At 51.5% G+C, this 22,949-nt stretch carries 5 protein-coding genes; all 5 read right to left on the bottom strand.

Annotated elements, in window-relative coordinates:
- Positions 1-70 precede the first annotated feature (70 nt).
- Genes IQ268_RS08155 through IQ268_RS08175 form a run of 5 tightly spaced genes read right to left on the bottom strand, consistent with a single transcriptional unit; the run spans position 71 to position 22,931 of the window.
- Positions 71-4,645 carry a non-ribosomal peptide synthetase gene (locus tag IQ268_RS08155; protein WP_193877314.1) on the bottom strand — a complete coding sequence of 1,525 codons (4,575 nt, stop codon included), beginning with the start codon at positions 4,643-4,645 and terminating at the stop codon, positions 71-73.
- Entirely contained in the window at positions 4,642-7,917 is a 3,276-nt protein-coding gene (locus IQ268_RS08160; protein ID WP_193877316.1) for a non-ribosomal peptide synthetase, read from the bottom strand. The genes IQ268_RS08155 and IQ268_RS08160 overlap by 4 nt, the downstream gene beginning before the upstream one ends.
- Entirely contained in the window at positions 7,914-12,680 is a 4,767-nt protein-coding gene (locus tag IQ268_RS08165; RefSeq protein ID WP_193877318.1) for a non-ribosomal peptide synthetase, read from the bottom strand. The genes IQ268_RS08160 and IQ268_RS08165 overlap by 4 nt, the downstream gene beginning before the upstream one ends.
- Positions 12,677-18,298, bottom strand: coding sequence for a type I polyketide synthase (locus IQ268_RS08170; RefSeq protein WP_193877320.1), 5,622 nt, complete (start codon positions 18,296-18,298; stop codon positions 12,677-12,679). Before IQ268_RS08170 ends, IQ268_RS08165 begins: the two co-directional genes overlap by 4 nt.
- Before the next feature lie 55 nt (positions 18,299-18,353).
- Positions 18,354-22,931, bottom strand: coding sequence for a type I polyketide synthase (locus tag IQ268_RS08175; protein WP_193877322.1), 4,578 nt, complete (start codon positions 22,929-22,931; stop codon positions 18,354-18,356).
- Positions 22,932-22,949: the final 18 nt, after the last annotated feature.

Raw genomic sequence — 22,949 nt, forward strand, 5'->3', positions numbered from 1 at the left:
CAGATGCAGAGTACTGTTAGGCGTAGCTGTAGAACACCGTTCACAGAGGTTTTGCTGCGTTATGCGATCGCTAACACACCCTACAAACATCAAGGGAAGCGCCTGTTAAGTAGCCCTTGTGAGTCAGGTATGAGAGATAGGTTGCAAATAACGCGGCATCAATTGGCGGACAGGGAATAGACTCTTTTGCTAATGCATTCCAGGTGATTTGGCAACTAATGGATAGGCTGGAGGACGCAGAGGATTCAGCAGTTCTTGCAGGAAACAACGGAATGAGGGGATAAAGTGGATGATCGGGCGATCGCTCAGCAATCTGTAATAGGTGCGATCGCCACTGCTCATACGGCAGTTGTTCAATTAAAAATCCAACGGAACGAATTTGATCAAGGAGTAGTTGAGAGGATACGGGATTTAGATGAATCAAATGAAAAGCGTTGTTGCATGACTCAGGTTGTCGAGACAGGTGAATGATGGCCTTGCTGACGTAATCGACAGGTAAGATATCCAATCTCATGTCACCGACTGGCGCACTACCAAGCTGAATGCAGCCCATGATCAGTTTGTACAAGAAGTCATTGGGGTTAAACACTCCCGTTTGGCTATGTCCTGAGATACGTCCTGGACGATAAATAGAGACAGGTAAACCGCGATCGCGCGCAATGGCAACCAGCTTTTCGGCAACCCATTTACTTTGGGTATAGCCATCGGCAGGGGGGCGATCGCCCAAGTCACTCCACTCGTCAATTAAGGTTGAGCCGTTTGTATCCGACCCGATATCCGCTGATGAAAAGACGCTAATGGTTGAAATGAAGTGAACGGGCTTCACGCGAGACTGACAGGCTAACCGCAGTACTTCTTGAGTGCCGAATACGTTCGCCGCTTTGAGTGACGCATAAGGAGCCGTATGATTAACGGTTGCGCCGTTGTGATAGATGACGTCGATCTGATCGGCTAAAGCGTTGAACTGCGCCGTCGAGAGTCCTAAACGTGGCTGAGACAAATCGCCAATGATAGGAATAATTCTGGATGAATGGCGATCGCCCTCTAACCCATAGGCATTCAAGGCTTTGTCCAGTTTCTGCTGACCCGATTCAACGTTCGTTGCTCGGACTAGACAGTAAATAATTGCTGATGATTGTTGCAGCAACTCATGCAGCAAAAACACGCCCAAAAATCCTGTTGCTCCAGTGAGTAAAACATGCCTGGGTTCCGACTGAGACAAACGCATGGCATGGGCTGGACTAATGCTGGCATCGAGAACAATGTCGGCATTGAGATCAAGGGTGAGAGGTGACGGTTGCAACAGTGGGTTGCCTTGACGTGCCTGTTCAATTTGTTCCGCCAGACCAGCGATCGTGGGTTCAGCAAACAACACTTGCAACGGCAGATCCACCTGGAATGTTTCTCGAATGCGCGTTAAAAGCTGCACGATCAGCAAGGAGTGCCCGCCCAATTCAAAGAAGTTATCGTTAGTTCCGACTTGCTCCACCTTGAGAATATGGCTCCACAGATCAGCTAGCCGAGCTTCGACAGCCGTGCGCGGTGCCACCCATTGAGTGTCGAGATCGGGACGGGCTGTGTCTGGACTGGGCAACGCCTTACGATCGACCTTGCCATTGGGAGATAGCGGTAATGTTTCCAGTGGCACAAAAGCGGCAGGTACCATGTAATCCGGTAACTGCGTTCTCAAAAACCGTCGCAGTTCACTGGTGGTGAAATTCACGTTGGAGTCAGGCACCACATAGGCCACCAACCGTTTGGCTCCGGGATTGTCTTCCCGTGCCATCACCACACTGGTCACAATGCTGGGATGCTGATTCAGCACAGCTTCGATTTCTCCCGGTTCAATGCGAAATCCGCGAATTTTGACCTGATGATCAACCCGACCGAGAAATTCGATACTGCCATTGGGAAGAGTACGCACCAAATCTCCCGTCCTGTAGAGCCGACTGCTGGGAATGTCGCTAAATGGATTGGGAATAAACGATTCAGCGGTTTTGATGGGATGGTTGAGATAGCCACGGGCTAACCCCATGCCGCCAATGTACAGTTCACCTGGAACACCCACAGGAACGAGTTGCAGGTGTTGATCTAACACATAGAGTTGCTTGTTGGCACTGGGACGAACGGTTGGCAATAGGGAATGACCGTTGCCACAGGGCTGCATACTGGCATTGACTGTAACTTCCGTGGGGCCATAGGCGTTAATAAAGAGTCTGCCCTTCGACCATTGTGTAATCAGTTCCGGGGCACAGGCTTCGCCACCCACCAGAATCATTTGCAGTGCGGGTAGTGCTTCAAACGGCAATGCGGCCAGGGCCGATGGCGTTAGCGTCATGTGGGTAATAGACTGCTCCCGCAGCAGGTTAACCAGTGCCGCTCCGGGCTGCAACGACGCTGATGTGCCTAAGCAGAGGGTGGCTCCCGCTCCCAATGCCATGACAATTTCGGGAATGGAGGCATCGAAACTCAACGAAAAGAATTGCAGGACACGACTGGTGGCCTCCACGTTGCAGGTGCGAATTTTGTCCGTGGTTAAGTTACCGAGTCCGGCATGGGGAACGAGTACTCCCTTGGGTGTTCCCGTCGAGCCAGAGGTGTAAATGAGATAGGCTAAGTTTTCTGTGCTAACACCACTCGTCGGATTGTAATCAGGGGCTTGAGCAATGGTAGACCAATCCCGATCCAGACACACGATCGCTGCTTGCACCGGGAGCCATTCTGTTAATAGGGACTCTTGCGTTAGTAATACGGACACATGGGCATCTGAGAGCATGAACGCCAGCCGATCTTGAGGATAGGTTGGATCGAGGGGAACATACGCCCCACCCGCCTTTAAAACACCTAACAAAGCAATGATTTGAGCAGGCGATCGCTCCACGCAAATACCGACGCGAACGTCTGGTTTCACGCCCAACTGAACCAAATAGTGCGCTAGCTGGTTACTGCGGCGATTCAGTTCTGCATAGGTCAGGTGTTCATCTTGCCAAACCACGGCAACGGCATTGGGCGATCGCTCTACCTGGGCTTCTACTAACTCATGCCAGCAGTGCCCCACAGGATAGTTGGCGGCACTCAGGTTCCATTCCACTAAGCGTTGACGCTGTTCCTGGGCACTTAAAAGTGGCAGATCCGAAAGGGGTTGATCTGGATGCTGAACAATGCCTGCCAGCAGGAGTTGAAAGTGATGGATGAGGCGGACAATCGTATCGGCATTAAATAAATCCGTACTGTATTCCACGTTGCCCTTCAGCCCCATCTCCGTTTCGGTGAGCGATAGAGTCAGGTCAAACTTGGTGGTGTGGGTTTTGTAAGGAATCGGACTGAGCGTGAGTTCCTGAAGCGTAAACGGTTGTGCGGGAGCTTGCAGCACAAACATTACCTGAAACAAAGGATGGTAGCTGAGACTGCGCTCAGAGGTCAGCATCTCTACGACCTGTTCAAATGGCAGATCTTGATGGGCATAAGCGCCCAGCGTTACATCCCGCACCCGTTGTAAAAGACTCCGAAACCTGGGATTACCGGAGAGATCCGTACGCAGCACCAGCGTATTGACAAAGAAGCCAATTAAATTCTCCAGTTCCGAGCGGGGACGATTGACAATGGGGGAACCGACTAAAACATCGTCCTGTCCGGTGTACCGCCAGAGTAAGGTTTTGAAGGCGGCCAGTAATAGCATAAAGAGAGTAGCGTTTTCCTGCTGGCTCAGGTGTTTTAGTGAGTTCGTCAGCTCTTGTGACACCGCAAACGACTGCGTTGCCCCGCGAAAAGTTTGCACCGCAGGACGGGGGCGATCGCTCGGTAGTTGCAGGGCTGGAAGTGACCCGGCCAATTGTTGTTGCCAATAAGCCCGCTGCTGTTCTAACCCATTACCCTGAAGCCGTTGCCGCTGCCAGATGGCAAAGTCGGCATATTGAATCGGAAGAGGAGGAAGTGGGGACGGACTGCCCGTTAAAAAAGCCTCATATAGCGTGGCAAACTCCCGCATTAATACGTCGGTAGACCAGCCATCCGCGATGCTGTGATGCAGGGTTAACGCCACCACATGATGGGTGTCATTGAGACGCAGGAGCAGAACTCGAAACAGTGGCCCTGTTGCCAGGTGAAACGGCTGTTCTGCCAGGTTGGCAACTAGTCGGGAAACCTCCTGATTTTGTTGGCTGGAAGGCAGTCCCTGGATATCCACGAGGGGCACTGAAACCGCAGACGGATTGGCAATCACCTGGGCAGGTTCCCCCTGAACCGTGGCAAAGGTTGTCCGTAGCGTTTCGTGACGGCACACAATTTCTGTCAATGCCTGGGACAGAATAGGCACCTGAAGCAATCCCGTTAGGCGCACAGCAAAGGCAATGGTGTAAGCGGCACTGCCCGGTTGAAGCTGGTCAAAAAACCAGAGTCGCTGTTGGGCAAAGGATAGTGGAATGGGTTGCGATCGCGCCACAGGTTGAATCGAGTCCGGCATGGGCGACCTTGCATAGGATTGTTGCAACAGAGCCAGAATGTCCGCTTTGTGGGTTTGCAACCGGGACTGGAGTTCAGGCGTTAGCGTACCTGTGGGCGCACTGCAACGGAGGCGATCGCCCTCTGCCCAAATCTGAATCTTGAGCGTGACTAAATCAGTCAATAGTTGATCCAGTGATGTCATAGTTCAATCTCCTCACGTTGATACAGCCCCTCTCCAGACGAATAGCTTTCTGCCACGAAAGCAGGTATGTGCAGTTTTTGGATTTGGTGCAGCCGCTCAATTTGCTCTGCCAGTGTGGTCAGGGTGGGATAGTCAAATACAATCCGGAGCGGCAGTTCCAGCCTGAAGATATCTCGCACCCGCGAAACCAGCCGCAACGCCAGCAGCGAATGCCCGCCCAATTCAAAAAAGTTGTGATCGACGCTAAGACTTTCCACCTCTAATAGGTCTTGCCAGATAGCGGCGAGTTGATTTTCAGTGACGGTTTGCGGAGGGATAACGTGAGTTGTACGGGATGGCAATCGCTCCGGAATCGGTAATGCCTTGCGATCGATTTTGCCATTCGGTGTTAACGGCAGTGCCTCTAGCCAGAGGAATACTGGTGGAACCATGTAGGCAGGCAGCGTTTGACTCAGGAATGCTCGCAAATCTTGATCCGTTGGTTTCGGATGTTGATTGTTTATCAGGTAGGCAACCAGGCGATCGCCCTGGGATGTACTTTGCAGGGTGACAACTGCTTGCCGAATACCCGGATACTGCTCCAGAACGGCTTCCACCTCTCCCAGTTCAATCCGGAAGCCGCGTAGCTTCACTTGATGATCCATGCGTCCTAAAAATTCAATCGTGCCATCCGGGAGATAGCGAGCAAGATCGCCGGTTTTGTAAAGTCTCGAAGATTGAACGTCTGAATGACTATCTGTTGTCCAAAACGGATTAGGAACGAACTTCTCTGCCGTCAAACCTGGTCGCTGCCAATACCCTCGCGCCAGTCCAACACCGCCAATGTGAAGTTCACCAGGAACGCCTATGGGAACTGGATTACCCGTTTTATCCAGTAAATAAATTTGCGTATTGGCAATGGGGTGTCCCATTGGTACGGTGGTCAAATCGCTCTGCGGATCACACTGCCATGCCGTGACATCAATAGCGGCTTCAGTGGGGCCGTAGAGGTTGTGCAGCTCTGCCGACAGTCGAGCAAAGAAGCGCTCTTGCAGTGCCACAGGTAAGGCTTCGCCGCTACAAATGACGCGACGCAGAGACGGGCAGCGATCCAGGTCAGGTTCCTCTAGAAATGCCTGTAACATGGATGGCACAAAGTGAAGGGTAGTGATTTGTTCCTGGTTAATTAGCCTGACCAGATACGCACTGTCTTGATGCCCACCGGGTTGAGCCACAACTAATCGTGCGCCTGTCATCAACGGCCAGAAAAATTCCCACACCGAGACATCAAAACTGAAGGGTGTTTTTTGCAGCACGCGATCGCCCTCATCCAACCCATACGCTTGCTGCATCCACTGGAGACGATTACTCAGCCCCCGGTGGGTATTCATGGCACCCTTGGGCTGCCCGGTGGAGCCAGAGGTGTAAATGACGTAGGCCAAATGGTCTGGGGCAACAGCGCTGACGGGATTGGTGGCGGGAGAGGAGGCGATCGCCCACCCGTCGCGATCGAGACAAAGGATTGTGGCGGTGCTATCGGGTAGGGTTTCGATGAGGTGAGACTGGGTGAGGAGAATGGGAACCTGGGTATCCCGCAGCATAAAAGCGAGACGCTCGGACGGATAGCTGGGATCGAAAGGCACATAGGCAGCGCCCGCTTTCAGAACGGCCAGTAATCCGACGACCATTTCCAGAGAACGCTCTAAGCAAAGCCCCACACAGTCGTCTGGTGTGATACCCAGCGTTTGCAAGTAGTGGGCTAATTGATTGGCACGGGCGTTGAGTTCCCGATAGGTGAGGTGTTGGTCATTGAAGGTGAGGGCGATCGCCTCTGGTGTCTTCTCAACCTGGGCTTCAATCCGTTGGTGGATACCGTGATATTGAAAGTCCACCTGGGTTTGATTCCACTCCAGCAGTAAGGTTTGTCGTTCTGTTGCCGTTAAACACGATAGTTCTGATAAACGCTGCTGGGGGTTTGCAGCAATGGTTTCCAGGAGGGTTTGGAGATGGGTAAGTAGACGGGCGATCGCTGCTGCTTCAAACCGTTGTTCCTCGTAAACAATCCGCAACCACAGGTCTGGGTCTACGCCCGCCATGACCGTGAGGGGATAGTTTGTTGTTTCAATAGAATCTACTTTACGAATATTCAAATCCCTAGAATCTTGGGATTGTGACGCGTTCATAGGATAGTTTTCAAACACTAACAACGTGTCAAAGAGGGGGACTCCCCGCTTTGCGTTACTCCAACGTTGAATATCCATGAGTGGCGTATAGTCGTACTGCCGCGCTTCAACCTGTTGATGCTGAAGCTGTTGAAGCCAGGATAGTAAATCGCTATCTGGCGCAACCTGAACACGAACAGGCAGGGTATTAATAAACAGACCAACCATTGCATCCGCATGGGGTAGTGTTGGGGGTCGCCCGGAAACCGTTGCGCCAAAGACCACATCTGTTTCACCACTGTAGTAGCTCAATAACCAGGCCCAAACTCCTTGTATGAGTGTATTGAGCGTTAATCGATGTTGGTGTGCCAGAGATTTCAGCGCTACTGTGATAGCACTTGATACGTGAATTTGCTGCTGGGCATAGGTTTGAGTTGGTTGCTGTAACGCCTGAGGCTTGCGATCGATGCCGAGAGAAATTGAGGCCGTCAATCCTTTTAGCGTTCTTTGCCAGAAGGCTTTTGCCTGAGAGAGATCTTGCTGTTGTAACCAGGCAATATAGTTGCGATAGGGAGAGTTGCGGTAGGGGGGGCGATCGCGCTCCAGTGGTGTGCCCCGACAAACCGATGCATAGGCCGTTAGCAAATCTTGAAACACCAGTTGAACAGACCACCCATCCAGTAACAGATGGTGATGGCTCCAAATCAATTGATAAGCAGACTCAGCCTTATGGATGAGCGTTAACCGCATTAACGGTGCTTGAGTGAGATCAAACCCTTGCTGAGCATCAGTTTGGAGAAGTTGCTCTAGCTTTTCCTGTTGCTCCATTGGCGAGAACCCTGTCCAGTTAAGTTCTTGCCAGGGAAGTTCTACCTGTCGTCCTACAATCTGAATTGGGTGTTCTAGCTTTTCCCAGACAAACGCTGTTCGCAAAACCGTATGCCACACCATGAGCTGTTTCCATGCGGCCACCAATGCGTCTCGATTGAGCGACCCCTGCAAATCAAAGCTAGTTTGTTCAACATACACTCCAGACTCTGGCGCGTAGAGGCTGTGAAACAGCATCCCCTGCTGCATCGGAGAGAGAGGGTAAATGTCTTCAACATTGTTCAAAATACTGTCTAAGCTCATGAGGTCGCTCTCCCGTAAAACGTCACCTGACCCAGAGCTTGAGTGAGATCCGTTTGGCTCAGTTGGGTTAATGGAAAATCCGATGGGGTCAATCCTCTATCTCTTGATCGCTGGCAGTGAATAATGAGTGTCCGTAGAGAATCCAGGCAGTTTTGCGCCAGAGTTTCGATGGTTTGGCGGTGATACATCGCTTCACTGTAAGTCCAACTCAGGCGTAGCTGTCCATGCACGATCGCCCCATTGATTTCCAACAAGTGACTTCGCCGCCTTTGCGGACTTTGCATCAGCCCAATCGACTCTTGTGAGGGTTTGAACAATGATGACTCTGCAAAGGTTTGATCAAACTGTCCCAAATAGTTAAATATCACCTCAGGTTGGGGGAGCGATCGCAACTGCTCCTTTACCGTCTCGTCATCCCGGAGATATCGCAATAGACCATAACCAATGCCGCGATTGGGAATCTGACGTAACTGCTCTTTAATAGATTGAAGTACTTCCTCTGGATCGGCTGTGTCTTTGATGCCCAGGCCAACTGGAAAGACTGTGGTAAACCAGCCAACTGTACGAGATACATTAACGCTGTCAAACAGGTCTTCGCGTCCGTGTCCCTCTAAGTCAATCCAGAGCGATCGCGCGTTACTCCAGGCGGTCAGGGTTTGAACGACACCTGTCAGTAAAACATCATTGATTTGCGTGTGATAGGTTTTCGGAATGTCCTGAAGCAGTGCTTTGGTGTCGGATTCGCTCAATTTCACGGTTACGGTTTGGGCTGACGCTACCGTGTTCATTCCATCGGGATAATCTACAGGCAACGGCATTCCCTGCTGGTACGCTGATAACCAATAGTCCGACTCTTGCTGCACAGTGTTGGACTGAGCGTAAATCTGAAGGTGTTCTGACCATCGCTTAAAGGACGTAGTCTTAGCCGGAAGTTGTACCGTTGCTCCCCGGCTGATCTGGTCATAGATCGTTTGCAAGTCCTCTAGGAGAATTCGCCAGGATACCCCATCCACTGCCAGATGATGGATGACAACCAGGAGGCGATCGCACGCCCCACCCTGAAACAGAGCAACCCGCAGGAGTGGGCCAGCCATTAGATCTAAACTTGCCTGCAATTGAGCAACCTGTGCTTCAATGATGGCTGGCTGGCTGGCGATCGCTACATTAGCAAGGTCAATTTGAATAAGCGGTACAACAGTATCCGGTGGGGCAATAGTCTGGTGCCATTCTTGCGAAGTTACCCTAAACCGCAAGCGCAGCGCATCGTGATAGTACAGAAGATGCTGAATAGACTGCTCCAGCCAAGCAGGATTGAGCTGCATCTGAGCCTCTAGCATGACCGCTTGATTGAAGTGATGGATATCAGGCTCTGGTTGAGTCAGGAACCAGTGCTGAATTGGAGTCAGCGGCACTGTACCCACAGTCTCCTCGGAACCCACAGTCTCCTCGGAACCCATTGCCTCCTCGGACTGCGTGGGTAGCAATTGAGCCGTCACAACCGTCGCCAATTCGGCGATCGTTTGGTGTTGAAAAAGCTGCTTGGGCGTGAATTGTAGCCCTACTTGATTGGCTTTAGAAATAATTTGAATACTGAGAATGGAGTCTCCTCCCAGTTCAAAGAAGTTGTCATGAATACCAACCTGGGGCAATTGCAAAACATCTGCCCAAATGCGAGCCAGTTGAGCTTCAATTGCTGTGCGGGGAACATCCTCTGAAGCCGTTGACTCAGGAGACGCAACTACCGGGAGATCTTGCTGAGCCAATCCAACGCGATCGACCTTGCCATTGGGTGTTAAAGGCAATTCATCTAGAACCACGAATGCAGCGGGCATCATATAAGCAGGGAGCTTCTCTCGCACAAACTCTCGCAAAGCCGACACAGTTGTAGAACTAGTATCTGTAGTAACACTGTCCTGCGAATGCAGAACGACATAAGCGACCAGTCGGTGCGAGTCAGACAAATCTTGACGGGTAACTACCACAGTGTCTCGCACAACGATATGCTGCCTGAGTACTGTTTCAATCTCACCTAGTTCAATGCGAAATCCGCGAATTTTGACCTGATGATCAATGCGACCTAAACATTCAAGATGACCGTCATTGCGATACCTGACTAAATCTCCGGTTTTGTACAATCGCGCTCCTGGTTCACTACTGTAGGGATCAGGTACAAACCGTTCGGCGGTTAAATCTGGACGATTGAAATACCCTCGTGCTACTCCAATTCCGCCAATGTACAACTCTCCTGGAAGACCAACGGGCATCGGTTGGAGTTGGGCATCTAGCACATAGGTTTGCAGGTTCTGGAGGGGTCGTCCAATCGGCACTTCACGTTCAACAGTCAGAATTGAGTCAGAGCCTGCCAGATCACAGACAGTTGCCGCAATGGTCGTTTCTGTCGGACCATAACTATTCATCAAGCGAATCTGTTGGCTGACCTGCTGCTGCCACATGGCAAGACGTTCAGGCAGCGCCCGTTCGCCCCCCGTAACCACCAGGCGAATTGAGTCTGGAAGCGACAAGGCTTCGTTTGTCAAATCAATGACTGTCTGATGCCACAGTGCTGTGGGTAAGCAGAGTACTGTCAGTGCCTGCATCTGACACTGGTGTAAAAAGGTCTGGGTTGAACTCACCTGATCGTCGCTTCGCAGGACGAGAGTAGCCCCTTGAATGAGAGTCGCAAAGATTTCTTCCGCCGCCACATCAAAGCCAATAGACGCAAATTGGAGAAAGCGATCGCCCGATGTTAACTCGTACTGTTCAACCGCTGCCTCAATGTAGTTGACTAACGCATCATGCTGAATCATCACTCCTTTGGGATGACCCGTTGAGCCAGAGGTATAGATTAAATAAGCCAGGTTTTGAGCATATCCCCAATCCTCTGGGGCGGACTGGCTGTGCTGAGCGATCGCCCCTCTCTCCTGATCCAGACAAACAACCGTCGCGCAACAGGCGGGTAACTGTTGCTGTGCCGTGCGATGGGTAATGAGGAAAGAGACTTGAGCATCCCCCAAAATGTAGGCCAGCCTTTCAGGCGGATGCGTTAGATCCAGTGGCAGGAAAGCGCCTCCAGCTTTTAAAATAGCCAGCAGTCCAATCACCAGATCGAGACAGGGAGATAAATAGATCCCCACTCGCGTCTCTGAAGTGACGCCAAGGGATCGCAAGTAGTGAGCCAATTGATTGGCACAATGATCTAGTTCTCGATAGGTCATGTGCTGATCGTGAAACACAACGGCTGTGGCATCGGGCGATCGCGCCACTTGGGTTTCAAACAGATGATGGAGAGATTGATTTTGAATAGGTGATGTCGGAGCTTGATTCCAATCCATCAACTGCTGCCGCTCTAATTCAGTCAGCAACGATAATGTGGAGAGAGTCTGATCTGGTTGAGCAACAATCCCCTTCAGCACCTGTTGAAAATGCTCCATCATACGATGCATCGCCGCCGCCGCAAACAAATCTGTACTGTATTCCAGTTGTCCGATCAACCCGTGCGGTGTTTCTGACAGGGCAAGGGATAAATCAAAGTTGGTCGTGCCTTTGTCACGCTCCTGCACATCAAACGTGAGTTCCGGTAGCTGCACCGTTTTGTGGGGGGCATTGTGTAGCACAAACATGATTTGAAACAGTGGATTGTGGTTTAAACTGCGCTGGGGTTGCAGTTCATCCACCAGTCGTTCAAACGGCAAATCTTGATGCGCGTAGGCACCGAGAGCCACTTTCCGCACCCGTTGCAGCAGTTCTCGAAAGGTGGGATCACCGGAGAGATTAGTGCGTAAGACTAATGTATTGACGAAAAAACCAATAATTCCTTCAATTTCAGCTCGGTTGCGATTGGCGATCGGTGAACCAATCAAGATATCGGGCTGCCCACTATAACGGTACAAAAGCACCTTAAACGCCGCGAGTAGCGTCATAAATAGAGTGACATTTTCCCGTTGGCTAAAGGCTTTCAGGGCTTGCGTCAGGTCATTGGACAGTGAAAAATAATAGACTGCACCTTGAGTGCTTTGTCCTGCTGGACGGGGAGAGGCAACGGCTAATTGCAGAACGGGAAGTGAACCCTGGAGTTGCGATCGCCAGTAGATCAACTGTTGCTCAAGAATGTCTCCTTGAAGGTGCTGTCGTTGCCAAACCGAGAAGTCTGAATACTGAATTGCCAATGGCAGAAGTGGAGAAGGTTGTCTTGCAGAGAAAGCCCGATAAAGTGCCGTTAGTTCCTGAAACAAAACTTTCATCGACCAGCCATCAGAAATGATGTGGTGCATCGTGAGCAGTAACACATGTTCCCTGGCTGATAGCTGAACTAACGTAACGCGCAACAGCGGAGCATGGGTTAAGTCGAAGGGACGTTGTGCATCTGCTGTTGCCAGTCGGGCAACTTCCGGGGACTGTTGCAGAGTTGGTAACTCTTGCAAGTCCACGAATGGCACGCTCAACGCGAGTGACGGCACAATGACCTGAAGGGGCTGTCCTTGCACGGTATTAAAGGCAGTACGAAGTGCCTCCTGGCGATGAACCGTTTCATTCAACGCGCGAATCAGTGTCTTGACCTGAAGTGTTCCAGTCAGGCGAATCTGAAAGGCAATGTTATAGGCGGCACTACCCGGTTCCAACTGATCAAGAAACCATAACCGTTGCTGAGCAAAGGACAGCGGCACCGTTGTAGGTTGCTCAGCCTTCCGTTGCAATAGTTCGGCGAGAAGCTGGCGCTTTTCTGCTAGCGAACGAGGTGTAGCGTGGATTGGGCGATCGCTCATGAGTTCACCTCCTTCGCAAGTAGTTCGTTTAGTAACGTGTCCAACTCCTGTTCTGACAGTTGATCAATCTTCACGAGTAGGGATGGATCACTCGGAGTGCGATCGCGCTTTTGAATGGGCGTAACGGGTGCTTCGAACTGTGCCTGTGCCTGTAACTGTTGAACATGGTGAGACTGTTGGGCAACGGTGGGCGTTTCAAAGACGCTATGCAGGGGTAAATCTACCTGAAAGGCTTGCCGCATCGCAGAAATCACCTGAGTTGCTAGTAGCGAGTCACCACCCAGTTCAAAAAAGTGATCGTGAATGCCAATGGCCGTAATGCCTAAATACGTCTGCCAGATGTCTGCAATCGTTTGTTCAATCCCCGTTTGAGGCGCAACATAGGCCGTTGCGATGGGTGGCCGCGCATAGGTAGGTTTCACGTCATGGGCGGAAGGAGGCTGCGACCAATGAGCAGACCGCTTTTTCGCAATGACGGTGGGTAAGTCGCGAGTTGAAATCAACACTTGCGGAGCAACCCCTTGCAACACGCGCCGAAAGACTTCAATGCCTTCCTGGGATGTCATCCCCCGCTGGGCGATCGCGTCTTGGGGGGCTTCATGTTCCAGAGACGGCACTACTCCATTAGAAGATGCACTGGAGGGGATGGCATCTCCCAGGCGCTCACCCTTCACCTTCCGCATAGTGAACTCATCCACCGTGACTAATTCATTGCCCTGCTCATCTAGAATTTGGACGTTAAAGGTCAGGGTTTCCGTGTAAGCATCCTGACTGGCCAACGCCCGAATATGGCTGTAAATGCGGCGAGGAAGCGATCGTTGAACGGTTAGTTGCTTGTAAGAAAATGGCAAATATACTCCTCCATACAACCGCCGCATAAAGCCCGTAGCTAAATCTAGCAGGGCAGGATGCAGGGTATAGGCGTTCAAGTCGTCAGCGAAGCGTTCGGGTAACTCTAACGTGGCTAATGCCTGATGCGGCCCTGCGTTAATCTGCTTTAGATTCGTCCAGCGAGGGCCAAACTCAGCCAGTCGAGGTTCAGACGCATCCGATTGGTGGGACACGATTAGCGTTTGCTGACTACACTGGTCGGCAATGGCTGAAATGGAGTGGGCAGCAGATGGGGCATCGGTTAAACAAACAGCCGTTCCTTTTGCATGATCCTGCCATTGAGTTGGATCAACACCAGATTGACTTTTAACCACAAAGTCAATCTCCGTTCCTCGTCGCTGTAACTGTAGTTGAACCTGCTTGTTCTCAGTATCATTGACGCGAAGCGGACTGAGGAAGTAGACATTCTGAAGAGCAATTGCCCCTTCGAAGTGACAGTAATCTGCCACAGCGGCTCGTGCCATTTCTAAGTAAGCTGTCCCCACTAACACTGCCGTTCCCTGAATGCGATGTTCACTCAGCACCCAATGGTTTTGAACGGTCAACTGAGTGACATAGATAGCTTGATTTAAATCTTCACTAATGCAGGTGTCCAGTAATGGATGATCAATGGCTCGACCGGACAGGACAGAAGCAGGAGACAGCGCGCGCGATCGCCCGTTGAGCCGAGCCGCCATACCCACCTCTTTCCAGGTATCCCAGTTGATGGATAGCGTCAATGTCCCATCCTGATCAGACTTGTAGTAAGCAAAGGCATCGAGAAAAGCATTGGCGGCACAGTAATCCACTTGCCCAACGCCGCCGATGATGGCATTCAGGGAGGAGCAAAGCACAAAGAAGTCTAGCGGCAGATCTCGACAGACGTTACTGAGAATGACCGTACCGTTCACTTTGGGGGATAAAATCCGTTCAGTGACATCTCGTGTTTTGCCCTGGATGAGTCCGCCACCAGGAGTTCCAGCGGCATGAATGACACCGTGAATTGTCCCAAAGTGTGCAAGGGACTGGGCGATCGCCTCCTGCATCTGAACCGGATGGGTTACATCTGCACGAATCACCAAACAGTCTGCCCCTGAAGCCTCCAGTTGTTGCAGCAATCGAATTTTTTGACTGATTTCATCCTGTGATTCATGTGTCAACAACCACTGCGACCAGTTTGCTTTATCTGGAAAGGCCGAACGTCCGATTAAAACGAGTCGAGCCTGCACGGTGGTAGCTAAGTATTCAGCGAATGCCAGTCCAATGCCTCCCAATCCACCTGTGATTAAATAAACGCCCTGCTCTTTGAGTGGTGGAACAGCCTGAATTTCGGTCAGTGGAAATGGCTCAAAGGTTTGAATCCACCGTTGCGAACCACGATAGGCAATGAAGCGATCGCTTGATTGTGCTTGCAGTTCTGCCACCAGTGCATCGATTAATGCCTGAAACGACTGACTTCCAGGTTCAGGCATCGTGATGTCAATCGTACGGCAGTTGAAATTGGGATATTCCTGCTCCATTACCCGAACGCAACCCAACGAGGTCGCCTTCTCCGGACAGAGACTATCTGATCCAATCACCCGCTGCATATAGCTGGAAATAACCGTAATGTCGAGAGCATGATCGAAACTGTGTTTGCCCAATGCCTGTGCCAGAAACAGTAGGCTGTAGAACCCATTGGTTTGGCTGCGATCGATGGCTTCAGGATTGAGATCGGGTTGCTCTGGTGCGTCTACTGCCCAGCAGTGAATTATGCTGTGGGGCAAGCGATCGCCCGCCACCAAATCCCGAATGAGCTGATCGTAATGATCGGATTGGGCGGGATCAAGCGTATAGGTTCTGTCATTGATCCGCGCAAACGTATTGCCAAGTTGGGCGATCGTCACTGGATAGCCTTCTTGCTGCAAACGGTTTGCCAACGGAGTTCCAAGCCCCCACTCATCCACAAACATCAAGATCGGTGAAGATGAAGTTGGAGACGGTTGCGGTTGCACTTTTGGGAGAACAGACTGCTTCCAAATAGGGAGATAAAACCAGTCTGCGATGTTGGCTTTCTGGGTTAATGCAGGTTGAGCGGAGTCCTGCGTTAGAGACGACGTTCGTTCAATCCAGTATCGCTGTCGTTCAAACGGATAGGTGGGGAGGGGCGATCGCCACCGTTGCTCATGGGCATGAAATTCAGTCCAGTTGATCGCTACTCCAGATAACCAAAGCTGTCCCACCGTGTGCAGCAGCATCGCACTATCAGATTGGGCCTCTTGGGGATGGCGCAGGGAAGCAAACACAACAGACTCCCCAACAGAATGCTGCCTGACAAAGGTACTTAAGGTTTGTCCTGGCCCCACTTCCAGCAAGATATGAGTCGGCTGACGGAGTAATTCACGAATCCCGTCACTAAACCGTACTGTTTGGCGCAAATGCCGCACCCAGTAATGCGGATCAGTTGCGTCAGCATCAGTCATCCAGGTACCACTAACGTTAGAAATAAAGGGGAGTTGAGGTGCTTTCAACGGCACCGTTTGTAGAGCGTCCGCAAAGGGTATCAGAATAGATTCAACCAACGGAGAGTGAAAAGCATGACTAACTTCCAATTGCCGACAGTGAAAACCTTGCTGTGTCAGCGTTCGCTGAAGTTGATCGATTGCTGATGGCTTTCCCGAAATGACGCAGTGAGAGGGGCTGTTGTGACTGGCGATCGCCACATCCTGATTGAGCAGAGGCTGTACTTCCGCAATGGTTCCCTGCACCGACAGCATTGCCCCCGCCGGAAGTTGCTGCATCAGCTTGCCGCGAATCGCGATGAGCGTCAGTGCATCTTCCAGAGAGAAAACGCCTGCTAACGTTGCCGCGACATATTCCCCCAGGCTATGCCCAATGAGGGCTTTGGGTTGTACGCCCCAACTCATCCACAGTCGTGCCAGCGCATACTCCACCACAAAAAGAGCAGGTTGGGCGTAGCGGGTTTCGCTCAGCAACGTTGATGGTAGATCATTGTTGGGATAGAGAATGTCTCGTAAGTCAAAGCCTAGTTCAGGTTTGAGGAGCTGGCAGCACTGATCTACCTGCTGCCGAAACGTGGGTTCTGTGTCGTATAACTCGCGCCCCATGTTGACGTACTGCGCCCCCTGCCCAGGAAACAAAAAAGCGATCGCCTTTTGTCCAGGTTGCCGATCGGAGTGATACTGAGTCAAAACTCGCTGAGGATAGGGAGTAGAAAGAACCTGCACCGCATCTAGGCGATCGCGACAAACGACCATACGGCGATAGTCGAAGGATTTGCGACCGACGTGCAGTGTATAGGCAACATCCGCCAGGTTCAGCTCTGAATGGTGCTGAAGGCAAATGGCTAAGTTTTTAGTGGCTGTGTCTAATGCCGATTCGGTTTTGGCAGAGAGTAATAAAAGTTGCCAGGGACGCAATGATGGCTGTGATGGGGCCATCGGCGGCGCTTCCTGGAGAATGATATGGGCGTTGGTGCCACCCATGCCAAAAGAACTCACCCCCGCCCATCGTGGCGTAGTGGAGTGCCAGTCCGTCAGCTTAGTGTTGACATAAAACGGACTGTTGGTAAAGTCAATTTGGGGATTCGGTTGCTCAAAGTGGAGACTGGGCGGAATTTGTCGGTGCTTCAGCGCTAGAACCGTTTTAATTAATCCTGCAATGCCAGATGCCGAAACCAGATGCCCCACATTGCTTTTAACGGAGCCAATGGCGCAAAATCCAGTATTAGTTGTTCCAGTCCGAAAAGCTTTAGTCAACGCTTGAATTTCAATAGGGTCGCCTAATGCCGTTCCCGTTCCGTGGGCTTCAACATAACTAATCGTGTCTGGTGATACGCCCGATGCCGATAAAGCTTCGACAATCACTTCCGCCTGCCCTTCCACACTGGGAGCGGTATAGCTGACTTTGAGTGAGCCATCATTGTTGATAGCAGACCCTTTAATCACGGCATGAATCGGATCGCGATCGGCCATTGCCTCTTTTAACCGCTTCAACACCACAATCCCGATGCCGCTGCCAAAAATCGTTCCCTGAGCCTTGGCATCAAAGGTACGGCAGTGACCATCTGGGGAGAAAATATCATCGGCTCGATATGGGTAGCCCTGATTCTGGGGCATTTTGATCGACACCCCCCCTGCCAATGCCATATCACACTCATAATTGAGCAAACTTTGACATGCCACATGCACTGCTACCAATGAGGTCGAGCAGGCGGTTTGAATATTTAGACTGGGACCTTTCAAATTGAACTTGTAAGAAATGCGCGTTGGCAAGAAATCCTTGCTATTGCCGAATGTAATTTGTTCACCCAGTGCCGCAATTAAGTCTTGATTGGAATACAGGTTGATCAAGTAACTGTTCATGTTTGCGCCCGCATAAACACCAATGGCCCCCTGCGGTACGTATCCTGCTCCTTCCAATGCTTCCCAGGCGCACTCTAAAAAGAGGCGATGCTGGGGGTCCATAATTTCGGCTTCACGGGGTGAAATCCCGAAGAAGGTGGCATCAAACCATTCAATCTTTTCAAGTCTGGAGGCGGCTTTAACATAGTGAGGATGGTTGAACGTATCAGGTGCGACTCCGGCAGCTATCAATTCCTCATCGGTGAGCCAGGAAATGGACTCTACACCATCACGGAGGTTGCGCCAGAAGTCTTCCAGCGTTGCGGCTCCTGGAAATCGTCCCGCCATGCCAACAATGGCAATATCCAAGTCATCAATGATGTAGTCCAATGTCTCGGTCTCCATGTCTCTACCTAAAACCCATTCAATGCCACGCGCAGCGATGCCACAGCAAGCGCTATCATCGTCGTTGCTGCTTTGTTTCTCGGCGTTTTTGTCCTCGCGTTGAACTGGCAACCAGGGGTGCTTCTTCCTGGTCGTCCTGCCTCAGGAGTGCGGCTAAAGCATTGACCGTCGGCCGTTCATACAAACTGACAACGGGAATTTGAATATTTAACGCCTGTTTTAACTGGGCGACAACCTGGATACTGCTGAGGGAGTTACCGCCTAAATCAAAGAAGTTATCGTTCATACCAATCTGGGTAACACCCAATACTTGCTGCCAAATACTGGCAACGGTTTGCTCCAGATCAGTGCGAGAGTTGATCTTCTGAACGGATTGGATAGCAGGTGAAATGACTGGCTGACTTGAAGACGTGGCTCGAACAGACTCCAACTTCAACCATTGATCCATGCGAACCTTGAGATCGCTTGTTGAAACCACCACTTGCGCCAGAGTCTTCAAGGCAAGGAGTCGTTCAAAGGCCGCGATTCCTTCACTGGGGCTAATGGCGTGAACTAACGTTGAGTCGGCGATCGCCCCTCTATCCACGTCGGTACTGACCTGCCACGCATCCCAATTGATGCTCAACATCGGGATATCACGGTGGCAACGCTGGCGACGAGCCACGGCATCCATAAAACTATTCGCCGCCGCATAGGCCGCAAATCCCAATCCACCCAGAACGGATGCCAGGGACGAAAATAGCAGACAAAAATCTAGCGACTTGCCCCGCAAAACTTTTTCTAACGTTAGGACTCCATTCACTTTTGCCTGGAACTGTCGCTGACAGTCTGCCAGGGTTAGATCCTGAATGGTTCGCCGATCGCCTGCAATACCCGCCGCATGAATCACGCCGTGAATGTCTCCACACTGTTGATAAACTTGGGCGATCGCCCGTTGCAGTTGTGCCTCATCTCCCACATCTGCTTGAATCACTAAAACCTTAGCTCCCAGGTGTTCCAACCGTTGAATTTGTTGGATGCGGGAACGGGTAACATCCTGATCCGGATAGGTCTCTAGCCACTGCGGCCAGAGCGATCGCTCTGGCAGTCCGGATCGACTCATGAGTACTAAGGTTGCCTTGACCGTTTGAGCCAGGTATGTTGCAAAGGTCAATCCCAACTTGCCGAATCCACCCGTAATGATATAGACCCCCCTGTCTCGCATATATTGAGACTTAGTGTCAGTAAGTTGAACCGCTTCAAAGTCCTGAATCCAGCGGTGGTTTCCCCGGTAGGCCACGACCAAATCCACGGATGTAGTCAGTTCTACACAGATCTGTTCGGCAATCCGCTGGATGCCTGTTTGCCTACTTGTCCCGGTGATGGATAGGCTAACGTCAATACTGTGACAGGTAATATGGGGATACTCCTGGGGAATAACTTTGCACAGCCCCAGACTGGTGGCCTGGGTAGGACAAAGAACTTCATCACCCACTATATCGTAAATACTATTAGTAATTATTCTCAATTGCAAGGGTTTTGTTATCGCTTGTTGCCCAATGGCTTGCGTAAAGTACAGCAGACTATTAAAACCTAACGCCGTATCGGGAGAATCATCCCCTGTTGTGGTTGCCAGGTTCCACAGGTGAATAACGGCATCGGGAAGGGAGTGGGAGTCCGCCAGGGATTGAATCAGGGTGTCATAGTCGGCTCGATGTTGAGGATTGATGCCATATTCATCCTCATTGATGTGGGTAAACTCCCGGCTGCACGTCACGGTGATGACGGTCTTGTTTTGTTGGTGCAAGCGGGTGGCGATCGCCTGTCCAATGCCGTAAGTATCCGCAAAGATAAGCCAGCACTGGGGCTGTTGTTCACACCTGGGCTGAAGCAAGTCGGGTGGAACCGTTTGCTTCCAGGTCGGGAGATAAAACCAGTCTGCAACGTCCAATGGTTGAGCTTGTGACGTAGAGGGTAGGGCACTCGATTCACTCAAGCTAGGTTCAATCCAGTAGCGCTGCCGCTCAAAGGGATAGGTAGGGAGGGGCGATCGCCGCCGCTGCTCGTGGGCAGAAAAGGCTTGCCAATTGATAGAACCGCCAGTCAGCCAGAGTTTGCCAAGGGTTTGCAGCAGAAATGCAACATCAGACTGTTGTTCTTGGGGATGACGTAATGAAGACAGGACGGTGACCGACGCAGTACCATCCAGGGTTTGTTTTGCCAGGGTGCTCAATGTGCGTCCAGGTCCGACTTCCAGCAGGATTTGCGCCGAGGACTGGAGTACCTTGATACCTTCTGTAAACCGCACCGTTTGCCGTAGATGCTTTACCCAGTAGTGAGGATTTGTAGCTTCGGCGGGTGTGATCCAGGTGCCCATCACATTCGAGATAAAAGGGATGTTGGGAGCCTGGAGGAAAACCTGATTGACCTGTGCCAGGAACGGTTCCAGGATCGGGTTCATCATGGGAGAGTGAAAGGCATGGGATGTATGCAGTAAGCGGCAGGTAATACCCTGCTGGGTGAGGCGATCGCTCAACGTTTGGATGGCTTGACTCACTCCAGAAACGACACATCCACAAGGCGCATTGTGAGCCGCGAGAGTTACTTCATCATTCAAAAAGGGCTGTAACTCTGTTTCGCAGAGAGATACCGCTAACATACTTCCCGGGGGAATCTGTTGCATTAAGCGGCCTCGCATCGCCACGAGTTTTAAGGCATCGTCCAGGCTAAACACCCCAGACAAACAGGCTGCCACATACTCCCCAATGCTATGGCCGATCATGGCACTGGGTTTCACGCCCCAACTCATCCACAGTTGCGCCAGTGCGTATTCAATCACAAAGATCGCAGGTTGGGCGTAGCGAGTTTGGGTCAGGAGGGAAGAGGCTGGGGTTGGAGCTTGGGGATATAAAATATCGCGCAAATCTAATCCCAGGTGCGGTTTTAGAAGTTGACAGCATTGATCAACCTGTTCCTGGAAGCCGGGTTCTGTGTCATACAGCTCGCGTCCCATATCCCCGTACTGCGAACCCTGTCCAGGAAACATGAATACGAGTTGCGGTGAAGGGGACTGAACGAGGTTTGTGAACACGGATGGTGAATCAGGATGTTTCAACGCGTTCACGGCATCGTCGAGATCCTGGCAAACGATCGCCCGTCGATGGTCAAAGGCTTGCCGCCCAACCTGGAGAGTATAGGCGACATCGGCCAACTTGGGACGAGCCTGCTGGAGGTGGTCGGCGAGATTCCGCGTAGCGACGTCTAACGCCGATGGAGTCTTCGCGGATAGCAGCAGGAGTTGATGGGATCGGGAGGCTCCAGAGGATAGAATCGGGGCTTCCTCCAGCACCACATGAGCATTGGTGCCTCCCATGCCGAAGGAACTAACGCCTGCCCGCCTCGGCGTACTGGATTGCCAGTCCGTCAGCGTTGTATTGACATAAAACGGACTGTTAGTAAAGTCAATCCTGGAATTAGGTTGCTGAAAATGCAGGCTGGGTGGAATCTTTCGGTGTTGTAGTGCCAGGATTGTCTTAATTAAACCAGTGACACCAGCAGCAACGCCCAAATGACCAATGTTTGTTTTAACCGAACCAATGGCGCAACACCCAGTTTGCAGTTGAAAGGCTTGGGTTAGTGCAGCAATCTCAATGGGGTCGCCTAGTGCCGTTCCAGTGCCGTGGGCTTCAATGTAAGTAATCGTGGCAGGATCAACATCGGCGATCGCCTGCGCCGCCTGAATCACCTTCGCCTGACTATCAATGCGAGGAGCCGTATAGCTAACTTTCAATGCTCCGTCGTTGTTAATGGCAGAACCTTTGATCACCGCTCGAATGCAGTCTCCATCGGCGATCGCATCCTCCAATCGTTTCAGAGCCACAATCCCCACGCCATTACCGCCAACCGTGCCATTGGCCTGAGCATCAAAGGCGCGACAGTGACCATCGGGGGATAAAATATCGCCTTCCTGATAGCGATACCCGCTCTTTTGCTGCGCTGAAACCCCTACACCGCCCGCCAGAGCTATATCACATTCGCCATTCAGCACGCTTTGGCAAGCAAGATGCACCGCCACCAATGAGGTAGAACAAGCTGTTTCAATGGTGCAGCTTGGCCCCTCTAAATTCAGCTTGTAAGAGACGCGAGTGGTTAAATTGCCCGGATCATTGCCCAGCAAAATTTGATTGGGACTGACAGAGGCTAAGAGGCGATCGCGGTTGGGGAACAGGTTCACTAACAAATAGCTACTCAGTCGAGCTCCCCCATAGACACCAATTGAGCCGTCATAGCGGTGTGGGTCATATCCCGCATCCTCTAGCGCTTCCCACGCACATTCGAGGAACAGCCGATGTTGCGGATCAAGGATTTCAGCCTCTCTGGGAGAGAAACCAAAGAAAGCCGCGTCGAATTGATCACTGTCTGCTAAGATGCCTCCCGCCCTGACATGGTTAGGGTCATTCATCAGCACCAAATCAACGCCAGACTGCTCCAATTCCTCAGGCGTAAAGAATGAAATAGACTCTTTGCCCTCGCATAAGTTCTGCCAGAACTGGGCAACGTTTTTGGCACCCGGAAAGCGCCCGGATAGACCAACGACGGCTATTTCGAGTCCGTTCAGCGAATTTCCTGGATAGCTGGTGGTTGGATCACTCATAGTTCAAACTGGATGGAA

The sequence above is a fragment of the Oculatella sp. LEGE 06141 genome, from assembly GCF_015207605.1.
Classification (GTDB): Bacteria; Cyanobacteriota; Cyanobacteriia; order Elainellales; family Elainellaceae; genus Oculatella.